General features: G+C 30.1%; 14 protein-coding genes and 1 pseudogene. 7 read left to right on the top strand and 8 right to left on the bottom strand.

Going from position 1 to position 14,838, the window contains the following annotated elements:
- Nucleotides 1-5: 5 nt before the first annotated feature.
- The 7 genes from ACOTU8_RS01475 to ileS are packed head-to-tail and all read right to left on the bottom strand — an operon-like array spanning nt 6 to nt 8,609.
- Nucleotides 6-1,976, bottom strand: a complete 1,971-nt coding sequence (locus ACOTU8_RS01475; RefSeq protein WP_422341478.1) for an LTA synthase family protein — start codon at nt 1,974-1,976, stop codon at nt 6-8.
- Between the two features lie 11 nt (nt 1,977-1,987).
- Entirely contained in the window at nt 1,988-2,764 is a 777-nt protein-coding gene (locus ACOTU8_RS01470; RefSeq protein ID WP_422341477.1) for a carbon-nitrogen hydrolase family protein, read from the bottom strand.
- Nucleotides 2,757-2,930 carry an exodeoxyribonuclease VII small subunit gene (gene xseB, locus ACOTU8_RS01465; RefSeq protein ID WP_422341476.1) on the bottom strand — a complete coding sequence of 58 codons (174 nt, stop codon included), beginning with the start codon at nt 2,928-2,930 and terminating at the stop codon, nt 2,757-2,759. Before xseB ends, ACOTU8_RS01470 begins: the two co-directional genes overlap by 8 nt.
- Entirely contained in the window at nt 2,927-4,384 is a 1,458-nt protein-coding gene (gene guaB / locus ACOTU8_RS01460; RefSeq protein WP_422341475.1) for an IMP dehydrogenase, read from the bottom strand. Before guaB ends, xseB begins: the two co-directional genes overlap by 4 nt.
- Before the next feature lie 9 nt (nt 4,385-4,393).
- Nucleotides 4,394-5,755, bottom strand: coding sequence for an Asp-tRNA(Asn)/Glu-tRNA(Gln) amidotransferase subunit GatA (gatA, locus tag ACOTU8_RS01455; protein WP_422341474.1), 1,362 nt, complete (start codon nt 5,753-5,755; stop codon nt 4,394-4,396).
- On the bottom strand, nt 5,752-5,862 hold the full coding sequence (locus ACOTU8_RS01450) for a hypothetical protein (RefSeq protein ID WP_422341473.1): 111 nt from the start codon (nt 5,860-5,862) through the stop codon (nt 5,752-5,754). The genes gatA and ACOTU8_RS01450 overlap by 4 nt, the downstream gene beginning before the upstream one ends.
- Nucleotides 5,856-8,609, bottom strand: coding sequence for an isoleucine--tRNA ligase (ileS, locus tag ACOTU8_RS01445; protein WP_422341472.1), 2,754 nt, complete (start codon nt 8,607-8,609; stop codon nt 5,856-5,858). Before ileS ends, ACOTU8_RS01450 begins: the two co-directional genes overlap by 7 nt.
- A gap of 98 nt (nt 8,610-8,707) precedes the next feature.
- Between ileS and ACOTU8_RS01440 the strand changes: the two genes are divergently transcribed.
- The 7 genes and pseudogenes from ACOTU8_RS01440 (at nt 8,708) to ACOTU8_RS01410 (ending at nt 13,854) form a co-directional block, all read left to right on the top strand.
- The gene (locus tag ACOTU8_RS01440; protein ID WP_422341471.1) at nt 8,708-9,796 is read left to right on the top strand and encodes a CinA family protein; all 1,089 of its coding nucleotides are present in this window, start codon (nt 8,708-8,710) and stop codon (nt 9,794-9,796) included.
- Between the two features lie 55 nt (nt 9,797-9,851).
- Nucleotides 9,852-9,974: pseudogene (locus ACOTU8_RS01435) on the top strand (hypothetical protein); the annotation flags it as partial.
- Nucleotides 9,975-10,009: 35 nt separating this feature from the next.
- Nucleotides 10,010-10,630, top strand: coding sequence for an NAD(P)H-dependent oxidoreductase (locus ACOTU8_RS01430; RefSeq protein WP_422341470.1), 621 nt, complete (start codon nt 10,010-10,012; stop codon nt 10,628-10,630).
- On the top strand, nt 10,630-11,235 hold the full coding sequence (gene rdxA, locus ACOTU8_RS01425) for an NAD(P)H-dependent oxidoreductase (protein WP_422341469.1): 606 nt from the start codon (nt 10,630-10,632) through the stop codon (nt 11,233-11,235). Before ACOTU8_RS01430 ends, rdxA begins: the two co-directional genes overlap by 1 nt.
- 126 nt (nt 11,236-11,361) lie before the next feature.
- Entirely contained in the window at nt 11,362-11,898 is a 537-nt protein-coding gene (gene pgsA, locus ACOTU8_RS01420; RefSeq protein WP_422341468.1) for a CDP-diacylglycerol--glycerol-3-phosphate 3-phosphatidyltransferase, read from the top strand.
- Nucleotides 11,895-13,001, top strand: coding sequence for an RIP metalloprotease RseP (gene rseP / locus ACOTU8_RS01415; protein ID WP_422341467.1), 1,107 nt, complete (start codon nt 11,895-11,897; stop codon nt 12,999-13,001). Before pgsA ends, rseP begins: the two co-directional genes overlap by 4 nt.
- On the top strand, nt 12,994-13,854 hold the full coding sequence (locus ACOTU8_RS01410; RefSeq protein WP_422341466.1) for a VirK family antimicrobial peptide resistance protein: 861 nt from the start codon (nt 12,994-12,996) through the stop codon (nt 13,852-13,854). Before rseP ends, ACOTU8_RS01410 begins: the two co-directional genes overlap by 8 nt.
- Here the strand turns inward: ACOTU8_RS01410 and ACOTU8_RS01405 are convergent.
- A complete protein-coding gene (locus ACOTU8_RS01405) occupies nt 13,847-14,800 on the bottom strand; it encodes a sugar phosphate isomerase/epimerase family protein (protein ID WP_422341465.1) in 954 nt (317 codons plus the stop codon). The two genes, ACOTU8_RS01410 and ACOTU8_RS01405, sit on opposite strands and share 8 nt — an antisense overlap.
- Nucleotides 14,801-14,838 lie beyond the last annotated feature (38 nt).

The raw sequence follows: 14,838 nt of genomic DNA, 5'->3' as shown, positions 1-14,838 counted from the left end.
AAACTCTAATTCACCGACCCTAAACGCTTGGCTAATTGATATAAATTTAAGTCTTTGTAAAATTTAGCAAAATTCTTATGATATTCATCAAGCTCAAAAGCTTGATTTGTATCTTTTAGAGTATCATTGTTTTTAAAATAATATCCTTTATCACCACTATAAACACCTTTTTTATCTATCCATACTGCATCATTAATCCCAAATTCCAACTTCTCATCGCTTGGTTTTGCTAACATATTTCTTCCGCCCATACTTAAATACTTAACATTGCTTAAGCTTAAAGCATAAAGAGTTGGAAAAATATCTTTATGTGATCCTATGCGATTTTTATCATAGTAAATACCATCTTGCAAATCCTTGGGAACATAAAGATAAAAAGGCACACTATAAGCAAAAGCTTTTTGCGAATTTAAATTTATATTCATTTCACGCACCCTATGATCTCCAGTTGCTGCTATAATGACACTATCTTTAAAAGAACTCTGTTTTACTTTATCTAGAAATTTTCCAAATTCATTATTTGCATAAGTATAAGCTTTGATAATGTTGTCTTGTTTGTTTTTTTCATAAGGAAGCATATCAAGTAAAGCTTGTGGAATGTTTTCTAATTTTGGCAAATCATTTTGTGGAATTTTATAAGGTGGATGATTGGATATCGTAAGAGCAATTATAAAAGTATTGTATGGATTTTTTTCAAGTAATTCATAAACTTTTTTATATAAAAATTCATCAGCCACTCCATAACCATTTTCACTATCTTTTGCTCCACTGTATTCTTTCATTAAGGTATTTTCATCTATAATCTCATCTACACCTAAAATACTAAGATAATTTTTGATATTTTGCCAAGATCCATTACCTGCACTCACAAAAATCACTTTATATCCTGCTTTTTTATAAACAGCAACAGGCGTTAAATCCAAATAAGTTTTTTGAAATTTACTTGTAGAAATATTAGAAAATGGACTTATAAAAAATAAGTTTGCAAAACTTGGTATAGTTCCATTACTAGAACTTAAAAAGCGTTTAAATAAAAAATCTTGCTTAAAATGTTTGTCTAATGCACCTAAAAAATTATGTTCTGCATTTGTAAAATCAGCCAAATTAAGCCCAAAACTTTCCATTAAGTTAACAAATACGCTAGGATGATTCTTTTCAGCTTTTAGATTTATAGGACTTTGATACAAATAATCAAAAAGTTTTTCTTTAAGTTCTTGTGCTTTCAAAGGCGTGATAACCTTCAAAGCTGCTGCTTCTTTATATTGTTTTAAAGCCCAAGAAAATGCCATAATAGGGTTTAACATTGTATCATTTACAACACCATACTCACTAAAAGAATAATTTTGTACATTTATAGCTACATGCTTAAAAGGTCCTCTTAAAGCTACAATATAAACAACAATTAATATCAAATTTAAAACTACCAAGGTAAGAAATCTCAAATTTATAGGTTTTAATTTTAAATTTAATATTTTCAAATTTAAAAAAATACAAAAAATTCCAAAAATTAACATTAAAACTAGAATTTTTAAAATCGGATAATCATGATAAATAATACTTAAAATTATTTTTGCATTATCATCTTTTAAGGTAAACATAAAAATATCAAATTTGGTCTTGTAAATTTCGTAATAATAGTATTTCGCATAAGAAAATCCTATGCAAAGACAAGAAATAATAATTATATAAATACTTGAAAAAATCAAATAAATTTTTTTACCATACGCTACCAGTTTATTGTTTTTAATATTAGAAAAAATTAAACTTAAAAAACCACAAAGCAAAAGTGGCAAAAATACTGCACTTAAAAATCTTATATCATGAAAAATACCTAAAAGATACATCAAAATAATTTCATTTTTTTCAGCAGATACCCCCCTCAAAATAAAATCATTTTGCATCAGAATACGATTAATGGAAAAAATTGCTATAAACAAAAAACTAAAAATTAAAATTTGAAGCAAAATTTTTCTCACATTTGCCCCCTTTAAAAATTCTTAAGAATTTTATCAAAAGCCCAAATTTTTCTTGCTTCATCACTTTTTTTAGGCTCTATGATAAGCATTTCTTCTTCAGAACCTAGCTTACTTTCTATTTCACCAAAAGCATTGATAAACAGAGTATCGCCGTAAAAGCTCCACTCATCTTTTGTCTTGCCTATACGATTAACTCTTAAAATGCTTGTAGAATTTAAAAAAGCTCTTGTTTTTAAAAGCTCTTCCCATCTTTGTTTGCTTTCAAAAGTACAAGCACTAGGAACGATAACCAAATCAATTTTTTTTGTCATAATCTGCTGCCAAAAAATATCAAAATGTGTTTCAAAACCAAAAAGCAAAGCACATTTTAATTTTTCATAATTAAAGGTAAAAATTTTTAATTCTACTTGGGTTTTATTACTGAAAAATTTTTCTTCATTCCAATGCTCGTAAGGCATTAAAATTTGTTGTTCATAACTTTTAATACTATTTGGAGCAACTTTTAAGCAAAGTTTTTTATAACTTTTAGCTTCAACGCTTACATAAGGAGCGATGATTTCTAATTCGTATTTTTTAGCAAGTTTAATCAAGCTTTCTTTTTTAGCTTCACTTTGTTCTTTTATCATATTTTTTGGCATATGCAAAAGTTCTGTAAAAAAACTATTGATCACGTATTCACCTAAAACCACTAAATTTGCCCCATTGTCTTTTGAAGCTTTGAGATAATAATCAAGTCTTGATTCACTTAAAGCTAAAGTTGGAAACTGTAAAGCCGCTATTTTACTCATCGATTTGCTCCACTTCTAATTTTGCTTTTTCAAGCTCAAGTCTTGCTTTTTTGATACTCTCTAAACCTTCTTTGTAAATTTTTACACTTTCATCTAAAGCAAGATCTTGATTGTTTAACTTTTCTAAAGCTTCATTAGCATTTTTTAAATTTTCCTCAAAACTCATTGATGATTAACCTTATAATTTGGTGCTTCATGGGTAATAGTAACATCATGCACATGACTTTCTTTAAGCCCTGCAGTAGTAATCTCAACAAATTCAGCCATTTTTTGAAAATCCTCTATATCTTTAGCCCCTACATAACCCATAGAAGAACGTAAACCTCCTAAAAGTTGATGCACCACATTTTTTATACTTCCCACATAAGGAACACGCCCTTCTATACCTTCAGGAACGAGTTTATCTTGGGCTGTGCCTTGTTGAAAATATCTATCCGAACTCCCCTTTTGCATAGCTCCAAGTGAACCCATACCGCGATAAGATTTATATTGCCTTCCTTGATAAGTAAAAAGCTCTCCTGGACTTTCATCTGTTCCTGCTAAAAGCGATCCTATCATAACAGAACTTGCACCTACAGCTAAGGCTTTTGCAATATCGCCTGAATATTTAATCCCCCCATCAGCTATCACAGGAACACCAAATTTATTTGCTTCTTCAACACACTCATCAATAGCTGAAATTTGAGGTACGCCTACACCTGAAACAATGCGTGTAGTACAAATACTTCCTGGCCCAATACCTACTTTAACCGCATCAACACCTGCCTCACAAAGTGCTTTTGCTGCAGCTGCTGTAGCAATATTTCCCGCAATAAGGTCTAAATTTGGATATTTAGTTTTAATTGCCTTTACTGTATCAATAATACCTTTAGAATGTCCATGTGCAGAATCAAGCACAACAACATCAACACCTGCTTCAACCAAAGCATCAACACGATCCATTTGCCCTACTCCTATAGCTGCACCTACACGTAATCTTCCAAAACTATCTTTATTTGCATCAGGATATTCTTTGCGTTTTTTAAGATCTTTTATGGTAATAAGTCCTTCTAAATGTCCTTGTTCATTTACTATAGGAAGTTTTTCTACTTTATTTGTATTAAAAATTTTTTCTGCATCATCTAAAGTACAACCTTTTGGAGCTGTGATTAAAGGCATTTTAGTCATAACATTTTCAACCAAATTTGAAAAATTGTTCTCAAATCTTAAATCACGATTAGTAAGAATTCCTATAAGTTTTTTATCCTCATCTACTACAGGAACACCTGAAATTCTATATTCAGCCATAATTTCTAAAGCTTCTAAAACACTTGCTTTAGGACTTACAAAAATAGGATCAATAATCACTCCACTTTCACTTTTTTTCACTCTTTTTACTTCTCTAACTTGAGAAGCTATATCCATATTTTTATGAATCACTCCAAGTCCCCCAAGTCTTGCCATCATAATAGCAGCTCTGTGTTCAGTTACTGTATCCATAGCAGCAGAAATTAAAGGCATATTTAAAGCAATATTTTTTGTCAGCTTGGTATGAATTTTTACTTCTTTAGGTAAAACTTCAGAATACCCAGGTCGCAACAATACATCTTCGAAAGTTAAAGCTCTTTTTACAATTTTCATCTTCCATCCTTAATTTTTAATCATTTGTTCTAAACTTAAAGCCCCGTCTAACAAGGTTTGTTCATCATAAGCTTTGCAAATCAGTTGTGCTGATATATTAAGCCCTTCTTTATCTTGTGCTATAGGTACACTAATACCTCCAAGCCCTGCTAAATTTACAGAGATAGTATAAACATCTTCTAAATAATTTTGCATAGGACTTTTTTGAGTATCAAATTTAAAAGCTGTTGTAGGAGTTACTGGCATAAAAATAAGATCACAATCTTTTAAAATTTCTTCATATTTTGCCTTGATAAAAGCTCTAGCTTTTTGTGCTTTGATATAATACGCATCATAATATCCACTACTTAAAACAAAAGTTCCTAACAAAATTCTTTTTTTTACTTCTTCTCCAAAACCTTCACTACGTGTATTTACATACATATCTTTTAAATTTTGGATATTTTCAGAACGCTTGCCATAACGCACTCCATCATAACGACTTAAATTTGCACTTGCTTCAGCTGTTGCGATAATATAATACGCTGCGATATCAAACTTAGAGTCAAGCAAATTTTTATATACAATCTCATGTCCATTAGCTTTTAACATATCTATGGTTCTTAAAAGTGCATTTTTTACTTCAGTATCTGCATCATTGATATAATTTTCAATCACTGCGATTTTTAATTTCCTATTAGCATTTAATTTTGGAGCTGTTTTAATAAACTCAATATTTGCACTTGTACTATCCATCTTATCATATCCTGCGATTGCATCATATAAAATAGCTGCATCTTCTACATTTTGCGTTAAAACTCCAATTTGATCCAAACTCGAAGAATAAGAAGCCAAACCATAGCGACTCACTCTTCCATAACTTGGTTTAAATCCTACACAACCACAAAAAGCCGCAGGCTGGCGTACAGATCCACCTGTATCAGATCCTAAACTTGCCAAAGCTAAACCACTAGCTACTGCAGCCGCACTCCCTCCACTAGATCCTCCTGGAACACGCTCAAAATTTAAAGGATTTAAAGTTCTACCATAACAAGAACTCGCTGTTGAACTTCCCATGGCAAATTCATCCATATTACAACGTCCAAAAGGCGCAAAACCATTGGCTCTTAAATTGACAATCGCACTTGCATCATAAGGGGCAATATAACCTTGTAAAATTTTACTCGCACTTGTAAGCTCCCAACCTTTTACACTAATATTATCTTTTATAGCCACAGGTACACCTTCACCTGAAACGCTTAAATCTTTATCTAAAAACTGCTCAATATAAGCACCTAACTTTTTTTCTTTTTTTGCTTTTTCATTGAGTTCTTTTTTCAAATTTTCAAGTTCTTCTTTGGAGTATTTTAAAGCTTCTTTTAAAGTTATCATTTATTTTCCTTTGTTTTTTTGATCAAAAATACTGCTAAAGCACTAAAAGCTAAAACCACCACTATAGTTGCAATGATAATACTATTTGGAATCGGATTTTCTAGCATTTAACCCCTTTTAAAACTTCTTCACATCTTAAACAAAGTGTTTCTTCATTTTTACTTTGAAGTTTCCAACATCTTGGGCATTTACAAAGCGAAGCTTTGGTGATTTTAAATTTCTCATTCTCCGCTTCGAATTCAGCTAAAATTTCTTCATTTTCATTACTGATTTGACTTACCATAAACCAATCGGCTAATTCCTCATTTGAGAATTTATCAAAACTGATATTTAAATTTAATTCCAAAGTAGATTTAATGATTTTATCTTTTTTAAGCATATCAATTTGTTCAAAAAATTTCTCTCTAGCACTCATTAAAAATGTATCATCTATACCAAAATCATAATCAAAATCATGAGTTAAACTCAGATCAAATACATCTTTTGCATCACCTTTGATTAAAATATTAGCATGTTCTAAAGCCTCATCTACACTATAGCTTAAATTTGGAGCAAGTAAATTTAAAAGCTCTTTTGCTATCAAAGCCATAGCCACTTGAGCGGATTTTCTTCTTTGAGCATTTTCACTATCGCAATAAAGCCTATCTTTACTGATATCAAGATAAATCCCACTTAAATCTGCACTTAAAAAATTTAAAAGCAAACTAAAACCTTTAGCAAATTCATAAGCAAAAAATGCTTCTTTACTTGCTTTAAAAACTTTGGTTGCACGACTTAATATCCATTTATCAATAAAACTAAATTCTTTAACTTCTAAATCTTTTAAATCATTGGTATTAGCAAGTAAAAATCTTATAGTGTTTCTTATTTTACGGTATTGTTCACTAACTTGCTTTAAAATATTATCTGAAATTTTTAAATCACTTGAATAATCACTTAAAAGTATCCAAAGTCTTAAAATTTCAACTCCATAGGTTTTAGCTACATATTCAGGAGCGATCACATTGCCTTTAGATTTAGACATTTTTTGTCCTTTTTCATCCGTAGTAAAACCATGAGTTAAAATGCTTTCATAAGGTGCACTTTCATTAGTGGCTACGCCCACAAGTAAAGAGCTTTGAAACCAACCACGATGCTGGTCGCTTCCTTCTAGATACATACTAGCTTTTTTCTCTCCCGCATCATAAAGTCCGCTATTTAAAACCGCATTAAAAGTACTTCCGCTATCAAACCAAACATCTAAAATATCATAAACTTTTTCTAAATTTTCAGCTTTGTATTTTGAATTTGCAGGGATTAAATCTTTAATTTCATATTCCCACCAAACATCAGCACCCTGTTTTTCAAAAATAGCTGCTACAAAGTCAAAAAGTTCATCATCAAAAATCACTTCTTTAGTATTTTTATCTCTAAAAAAGGCTATAGGCGTTCCCCAATCTCTTTGTCTTGAAATACACCAATCTGGACGATTTTCTACCATAGAACTTATTCTTTTTATCCCACTTCGTGGGTAAAAGGTTGTTTTTAAAAGTTGTTCTTTGGCACACTCTCTTAAAGTTTTTCCTTGAATTTTTGGCTCATCCATTAAAATAAACCATTGTTTAGTAGCTCTATAAATTACAGGTTTATGAGTTCTCCAGCAAAATGGATAAGAATGTATAAATTTAGAAGAATGTAAAAGCTGAGAGCCTAAAAGTTCCAAAATTCTCTCATTGGCTTTGAAAATATGAAGTCCTATAAATTCTTCAAGCAAATGCGAAGGTAAAAGTCCTTTAGTTCTTAAAGTCTCATCATAACATCCACTATCATCTACAGGCATTAAAACTTCAATATCATATTTTAAACAAGCATAATAATCATCCTCTCCATGTCCTGGTGCTGTATGCACAAGTCCACTTCCACCATCCATTAAAACATGCTCGCCCATGATTAAAATGGATTTTCTTAAATTTAAAGGATTAATTGCTTCAAGTTTTTCAAAATCTTTAGCATTTAATTCTTTTTGAATTTCACCACTTGTAAGCCCTTTTTCTACCATACTTTTAAGTAAAGCACTTGCAAAAATAAAACCTTCTTTAGTGATCACATAATTTTCATTAGGATTTAAAGCTATAGCTTGATTAGCAAGCAAAGTCCAAGGAGTTGTTGTCCATATCACTGCACTTGCTTTTGAAACATCTAATTTTTTACAAGCATTTGCATCTAAATCAAAAGCCACAAAAATAGAATAATCTTCTTTATCTTGATACTCTACTTCAGCTTCTGCTAAGGCTGATTTAGCCGCCCAACTCCAAAAAACAGGTTTAGAACGCTCACAAAGTAAGCCTTTTTTAGCAATCTCGCATAAAGTCCTATAAATAGCTGCTTCAAACTCAAATTTCATAGTTAAATAAGGCTTATCCCAATCTGCAATAATACCTAAATTTTTAAATTCTTCTCTTTGGATATCTACAAATTCACTCGCATGCTGCCTACAAAATTCACGAATTTCTTTCTTACTTAAGTTTTTTTTCTTTTCTCCAAGTTTTACCTCAACTTGTTGCTCTATAGGCAAACCATGGCAATCCCATCCTGGAGTAAAACGCACACTCTCACCTTTAAAATAATGTGTTTTAATAATAGTTTCTTTTAAAATTTTATTTAAAGCATGTCCTATATGGATATGTCCGTTAGCATAAGGGGGACCATCGTGTAAGGTAAAACTTTTTTTTGCATTTTTACGATTTTCTTTCATTTTCTTATAAGCATAATTTTGCTCAAACCATTTTTTAAATCTTTGCGGTTCAAGTTCCGCTAAATTCGCCCGCATGGCAAAAGTAGTGTTGGGCAAAAGTAGAGTTTCTTTGTAATCCATTTTTTCCACCTAATTTTTAATAATCTTAAATTCTACTCAAATTAGCTTTAATTTCTACTTTGTTTTTGGCTATAATTATAAGAAAAAAAGGAAAATTTATGAAACATTTGCTTTATCTTATAGGAGATGAGCTTACTATAAACGAAAAATTCAAAAATTATATTTATAGAACCTATGAAGAAAAATTTAAAGAAATTAACGAAATTCGCATACAAAATAAAACCGATAAAGATTTACCTTTTTTACTTGAAAATCTCTTAAATCAGTATGATTTTATCACACTTTTTACAAGCCCTTTGCATTATGCAACTGTTGCTAAAATTTTAGCAACCTTAAATGATGATAATCTTATCTTAAAAGATGATACCTTGGTTCCAGATAAGGCAGAATTTAGTAAAAATAGCTTTGTGTGTAATTTTTCAAATTCAAAAATCAATGTCGTTAAAATAAATCCAAGCGAAAAATTACCCAATCTTCTTGGGCATATAAAATTAAATTTTGCATATTTTTGCATTTTTGGCATGGATGATGAAAGCGCTATATTACTACTACAAACCCTAACAAAATCTTACGAGATAAGTATAAAATCAACCAAGCTTTTGGATAATCTTGTGCTTATTAAGGCCACTTGTGCTAATTTTGGAAAACTTGATGGTTTTTTAAATAGCGTAAAAAATCTTTTTGGTCAAAAAGTATTTTTAGGAAAAGATCCTATACATTTCATAATTTCTAAACTTTTAGAAAAAAAATTAAAAATTTCTTTTGCTGAAAGTTGCACAGGCGGACTTTGTGCAAGTACCTTAACCAAAATTTCAGGTGTAAGTGAAATTTTTGAAGGTTCTATTGTAAGTTATTCCAACCGCATCAAACACGAATGGCTTGGAATTAGCGAAAGCGTCTTAGAAAATAATGGCGAATACAGTGAACGTTGTGTTTATTTTATGCTAAAAGGTATCTTTAAAACGGCTAATCCTGATTTTGCCTTAGCTATTAGCGGAGTAGTTGGCGAAAAAGATAAAGTGGGGATAAAATCAGGCACTATTTATATAGGTGCAATGTTTAGAGATGGAACTTTTATCCAAGAAATGCTTTATTTAGATGGAGATCGTGAATTTATGCAAGAACAAGCTGTTTTGGCAACTTTTTGCCTACTTTTAAAATTAAAACCTGAGATTTTTGAAATTTAAGGGATTTAAATATGAAAGAAATTAAGAGACTTGGAAAAAATTTATCTTTGAAAGATTTTTTAGACAAATTCTAACTCATGAATTTTATATCCAAAAAATGGATTTTGAAAAATCCGGTTTTGTTTTTAAGAAAAATATCAAACTACAATATTTTTTGATTAAGCTTTGCATTTTATAATTAATATTATTTATTTTTTGATTTTAAGGAACAAAATGAATTTTAAAGAACTAATTTCAAAACGTAGAGCTTGTAAACTTTTCAATGATAAAAAAATCAATGAAAAGGATTTGCATTTTATCCTAGAAAGCGGAGTATTAGCCCCAAGCTCGCATGGATTTGAGCCTTGGAAATTTGTAGTATTAGAACAAAAAGAACACAATCTTAAACTCTCAACTCTATGTTACAATCAACAAAATGTAGCAAGTGCGAGTCATAATATCATTTTTTTAGCAAGAAAAGATCTTCAAAGCAAAGATGAATTTGCACAAAAACAAGTGCGTCGCTTCTCAGGTTCTAGCGAAGAAAATTTTCAAAAAATTTTAGAAATTTACACCCGTAAAACCAATGCAATGAATAATAATGAACTCTATCATTATGCACAACTTCAATGCTATCTTGCTATGATGCAAATGTCACTAGCTGCAATCAGCTTAGGTATTGATTCTTGTATGATAGGCGGCTTTGAAAAAGCTAAGGTTGATGATTTTCTTAATTTAACTTATCCTTTTGAAACTGCTGTAATTTTATCCTTAGGATATAAAGCCCACGAACCAAAATATTCTACTCAACGCTTAAATTTTAATGAAGTCGTCGAATTTTACAAGGAAAAATAATGAAAAAAGAACTTGAAATTTTTAGCACAAGATATTCTTGTAGAAATTTTAAAAATGAAAAACTCAAAAAAGAGGATTTAAATTCTATTTTAGAAATAGCAAGATTAAGCCCTAGCTCCTTAGGACTGGAACCTTGGAAATTTATAGTAGTGCAAGATGAGAAAAGAAAAGAAGAACTTTCTAAAATTTGCAACCAACAAAAACATGTAAAAGATTGTGCTGCATTAATTATCATCATTTCAAGACTTGATTTTTTGGATTATTTTGAAGAAAAACTTAGAAAAAGAGATATGAGTGAAGCAGAAATTCAAAAACGCTTAGATACTTACATGCCTTTTTTAAAATCTCTAAATCAAGAACAAAAAATATCTTATGCAAGAGAACAAGCTCATATAGCTCTAGCTAGCATACTTTACAGTGCTAATGCTTTAAATATAGCAAGCTGTACTATAGGTGGTTTTGATAAAGAAAAGCTTGATTCTTATTTATCACTTGATATTCAAAAAGAAAGATCAAGTTTAGTGGTGGCTTTAGGATATTGCAACGATGAAAAAAATCCTCAAAAAAATCGTTTTAGTTTTGATGAGATTGTAAAATTTATTTAAATTTTGCTTAAAAGCAAAATTTAAATAAAAATAAACTGATTCTTTTTTTTGTATTTTTACTAAGTCTTTGCTTAAATTTTATACAATTTTGATTATAATTTTACATTTAATTTCACAAGGCTTGTTATGAATTTACCCAATATCTTAGCGATTTTTAGAATGGTTTTAGCACCTTTGCTATTTTTTTTATTAATTCATCATTTTGAAAATATTCATCAAAGTTGGATTAACTATTTCGCTGCCTTAACTTTTTCATTAGCGGCTTTAAGTGATTTTTTTGATGGATACATCGCAAGAACTTGGAAACAAACTACAAAACTGGGTGGAATCTTAGATCCATTAGCTGATAAAATGCTTGTTTTAGCAGCTTTTTTAGGGCTTTTACTTACAGGAAAAGCTAATGAATGGGCAATTTATATTATTTTAGTAAGAGAATTTTTCATTACAGGTTTTCGCGTTGTAATGATAAGTGAAAATTTAGATGTTAGTGCTTCTTTTGCTGGAAAACTTAAAACCGCATTTCAAATGACTGCAATAGGATTTTTAATCATGGAGTGGATAGGCGGAGAAATTCTACTTTACATAGCTTTGATTTTAACTCTTTATTCTGGATTTGAATACATCTATACTTATATAAAAGCTCAAAAAAAAGGAGAAAAATGAGATCTTTATTATTTTTAATTGTTATTTTGATTTTGGGAGTTAAATTTTATTCTATTGAATTTTTAGCAACTGTTTTAGTCATCTCATTTTTAATTTTCTTTCACGAATTAGGACATTTTTTAGCTGCAAGATCTTTAGGTGTAAAAGTTGAAGTCTTTAGCATAGGATTTGGAAAAAGTCTTATAGAACGTGAATTTAAAGGCACGAACTATCGCTTAAGTGCTTTGCCACTTGGAGGATATGTTAAACTTAAAGGACAAGATGATATGCGTCCTGGTTTTGAAAATCTAGACAAAGATAGCTATAGTATTTTAAGTCCTTTAAAAAAGATTTATATTCTTTTTGCTGGACCATTTTTTAATCTGATTTTAGCTTTTTTTCTTTATATTATCATAGGAAATTTAGGCTTAGAAAAACTTGCTCCACAAATAGGAAACATAGCTCCAAACTCCGCTGCACAAGACATAGGACTTCAAAAAAATGATACTATCTTAGAAATTAACGGTATAAGAATTCAAAGCTTTGATGAAATTTCAAAGCATTTGAGTTTAGAGCCTTTGAAAATATTGATCAATAGAGAAGGAAAAAAATTAGAATTTATCCTAACTCCAAAAATAGGACAAGGATATAATGACTTTGGGCAAATCATTGAAAAACCTCAACTTGGAGTCAGTCCAAATGGTACAAGCACTCTTGTAAAACATCAAGGTTTAGAAAGTTTTAAATATGCCACACAAGAAAGTTTTCAAGCTTCTACACTCATCATCAAGGGTATAGTAAAACTCATAAGTGGTGAAGTTGAAGCAAAAAATTTAGGCGGTATTATCACTATGACTGAAATCACTTCAAAGGCTGCACAAAATAGCTTTACCTTACTTTTATTTATCACTGCTTTAATTTCTATAAATTTAGGCATTCTAAATCTTTTGCCTATTCCTATGCTTGATGGAGGACATATACTTTTTAATATTTATGAAATGATTTTTAGACGTAAAGTTCCACAGCGTGCTTTTGAATATTTAAGTTATACAGGTATGGCAATACTTTTAAGTTTAATGCTCTTTGCAACTTATAATGATATATCAAGGATTATAGGTGAATAAAAAATTTTCCTACCCTATTCCAAATTTTACTGATAGAAGAAAAAGTATCATCTTTTGGCGCTATTTGCGTTTTCAAGCAAGAAAAATTTTATATTTTCCTCAAGTAAGATTTCTAGAAAAAACACTTAATGAAGAAAAAAATAAACATTTAAAAGACTTTTTCTCTCAAAGACCTTATGCTTGCTACAATGCTACAAGGAGATTTTGCGATAAAAGTTTTAAAGCAAATGAACGCGTTAAAACACTTATTTATGATGTTGATAAGGGACTTACTTGTTTTAAATTTCTTCCCGAAGAACAAATGATTTTTTCTTTTGATGAAGATTTTGAGCTTTCTTTAGGATATAACCATAATGTTTACGAAGAAGGTTTTTGGGCTTTTTCTTTAAAATTTAAAAAGTACACTATCTCACAATGTAATTTTTGCTTTACTTTAGAAAATAATCTTCTACTTTCTTGTATACAAGGATATAAATACAAAGATTTTAATATTTTAGAAATTAATAAAATTTTAACTAAAAAATGCTATGGTTTGCGTCCTGTTGCTTTACTTGTAGAATGCTCTAAGATGCTTTGTGAAATTTTACAACTTCAAGCTACTTTAGGCGTACATGAAAAAAATCAAATCCGTTCTCAAAAAGGAAAAGAAAAAGGCTATTTTGTAGATTATCAAAAAATTTGGCTAGAAAATGGCGGAGAATTAATAAAAATCGATAAACACAAATACTACAAACTCCACCACTCGCAAAAAAACCTAGAAGAAATCCCTTCGCAAAAACGCTCCATGTATAAAAAACGTTTTGCTATGCTTGAAAATATTAAACAAAATTTATTCCAAATTTTATCTAAATAATACTTTTTAAATATTCTACACTTTTTTCACAGCCTTCTTTTTGAAGTTTTAAAAGCCTCTCTAAGCATTCTTGAGATACTTCTTGAGGATAATAATACTGCATGGCTTTTAAATCTTTAAACAAAGGTTTTTCTATCTTAAAAGATCCTTTACCTAGCTCTTTTACTCCACCTGTACCTTTTTCTCTTTTAAAAGTCGCACAATAAGGATAACATTGCTCTATATTAATACGATCAAGCCCTTCTTTTTTAAGAATTTCAATACAAGTTTTAATATCTAAATTTCCTTCCCCTAAAGGAACACCACAAACATATTCTGTACCATCTTCAACAAAAACAATATGATCCTTACAATGGGTACTAAAAGTATATTTAGCCATATTTTCACAAGCTTTTATAGGGTCTTCATAAGCCATCATAGAATTTCCAAAATCATATAAAAATCCTATCCTAGGATGATCAATCAATTTTAACAAATCAAGCAATTCCTCAGAAGTTTGATATTCATGATTTTCTATAGCTAATTTCAAATCATAGCGTTCTAAAAGCGGTATTAAAGTCTTAATCTCTTTAGCTTCCATTAAAAAATCTTCTTTATTAAATTTAGCAGTGATTTTAGAATCATCATAAGCCCCATCACTAGCATTTTTAGCCTGTTTATTTTTATCGGTTAAAGGCACATAAGAGCGTATAATCTTGGCCTCTAAAACATGAGCTACTTGAGCAATTTTTTCAAATTTATCCCTATTAAAACCCTTAGAGTCAATCTCACAATACATATTGTATTCATCCAATTTGGCTTTAATTTTTTTAAGATGATTTTCGTCATCGCTTCCTAAGTATCCCCATTCTTCATCTAAACCAAAGTCTTTAATGATATTTATAATCACACCCTCACACCCTAAATCCTTAGCAAAATCGATATAAGAAAATATCCATCCTACCATTTTGAAACCAAAGATGCATACTTTCTGTTTCTAAACCT

Source organism: Campylobacter jejuni, assembly GCF_049221745.1.
GTDB classification, from domain to species: Bacteria; Campylobacterota; Campylobacteria; order Campylobacterales; family Campylobacteraceae; genus Campylobacter_D; species Campylobacter_D jejuni_E.
Note: the sequence above shows the minus strand (reverse complement) of the source record. Positions and strands in the feature narration are given on the sequence as shown.

Bases quoted from the DNA above. Each gene is read 5' to 3' on its own strand.
- ACOTU8_RS01450 (WP_422341473.1), bottom strand. From the start codon at position 5,862: ATGCTAGAAAATCCGATTCCAAATAGTATTATCATTGCAACTATAGTG.
- pgsA (WP_422341468.1), top strand. From the start codon at position 11,362: ATGAATTTACCCAATATCTTAGCGATTTTTAGAATGGTTTTAGCACCT.
- rseP (WP_422341467.1), top strand. From the start codon at position 11,895: ATGAGATCTTTATTATTTTTAATTGTTATTTTGATTTTGGGAGTTAAA.
- ACOTU8_RS01430 (WP_422341470.1), top strand. From the start codon at position 10,010: ATGAATTTTAAAGAACTAATTTCAAAACGTAGAGCTTGTAAACTTTTC.
- gatA (WP_422341474.1), bottom strand. From the start codon at position 5,755: ATGATAACTTTAAAAGAAGCTTTAAAATACTCCAAAGAAGAACTTGAA.
- ACOTU8_RS01405 (WP_422341465.1), bottom strand. From the start codon at position 14,800: ATGGTAGGATGGATATTTTCTTATATCGATTTTGCTAAGGATTTAGGG.
- ACOTU8_RS01440 (WP_422341471.1), top strand. From the start codon at position 8,708: ATGAAACATTTGCTTTATCTTATAGGAGATGAGCTTACTATAAACGAA.
- rdxA (WP_422341469.1), top strand. From the start codon at position 10,630: ATGAAAAAAGAACTTGAAATTTTTAGCACAAGATATTCTTGTAGAAAT.
- ileS (WP_422341472.1), bottom strand. From the start codon at position 8,609: ATGGATTACAAAGAAACTCTACTTTTGCCCAACACTACTTTTGCCATG.
- xseB (WP_422341476.1), bottom strand. From the start codon at position 2,930: ATGAGTTTTGAGGAAAATTTAAAAAATGCTAATGAAGCTTTAGAAAAG.
- ACOTU8_RS01470 (WP_422341477.1), bottom strand. From the start codon at position 2,764: ATGAGTAAAATAGCGGCTTTACAGTTTCCAACTTTAGCTTTAAGTGAA.
- guaB (WP_422341475.1), bottom strand. From the start codon at position 4,384: ATGAAAATTGTAAAAAGAGCTTTAACTTTCGAAGATGTATTGTTGCGA.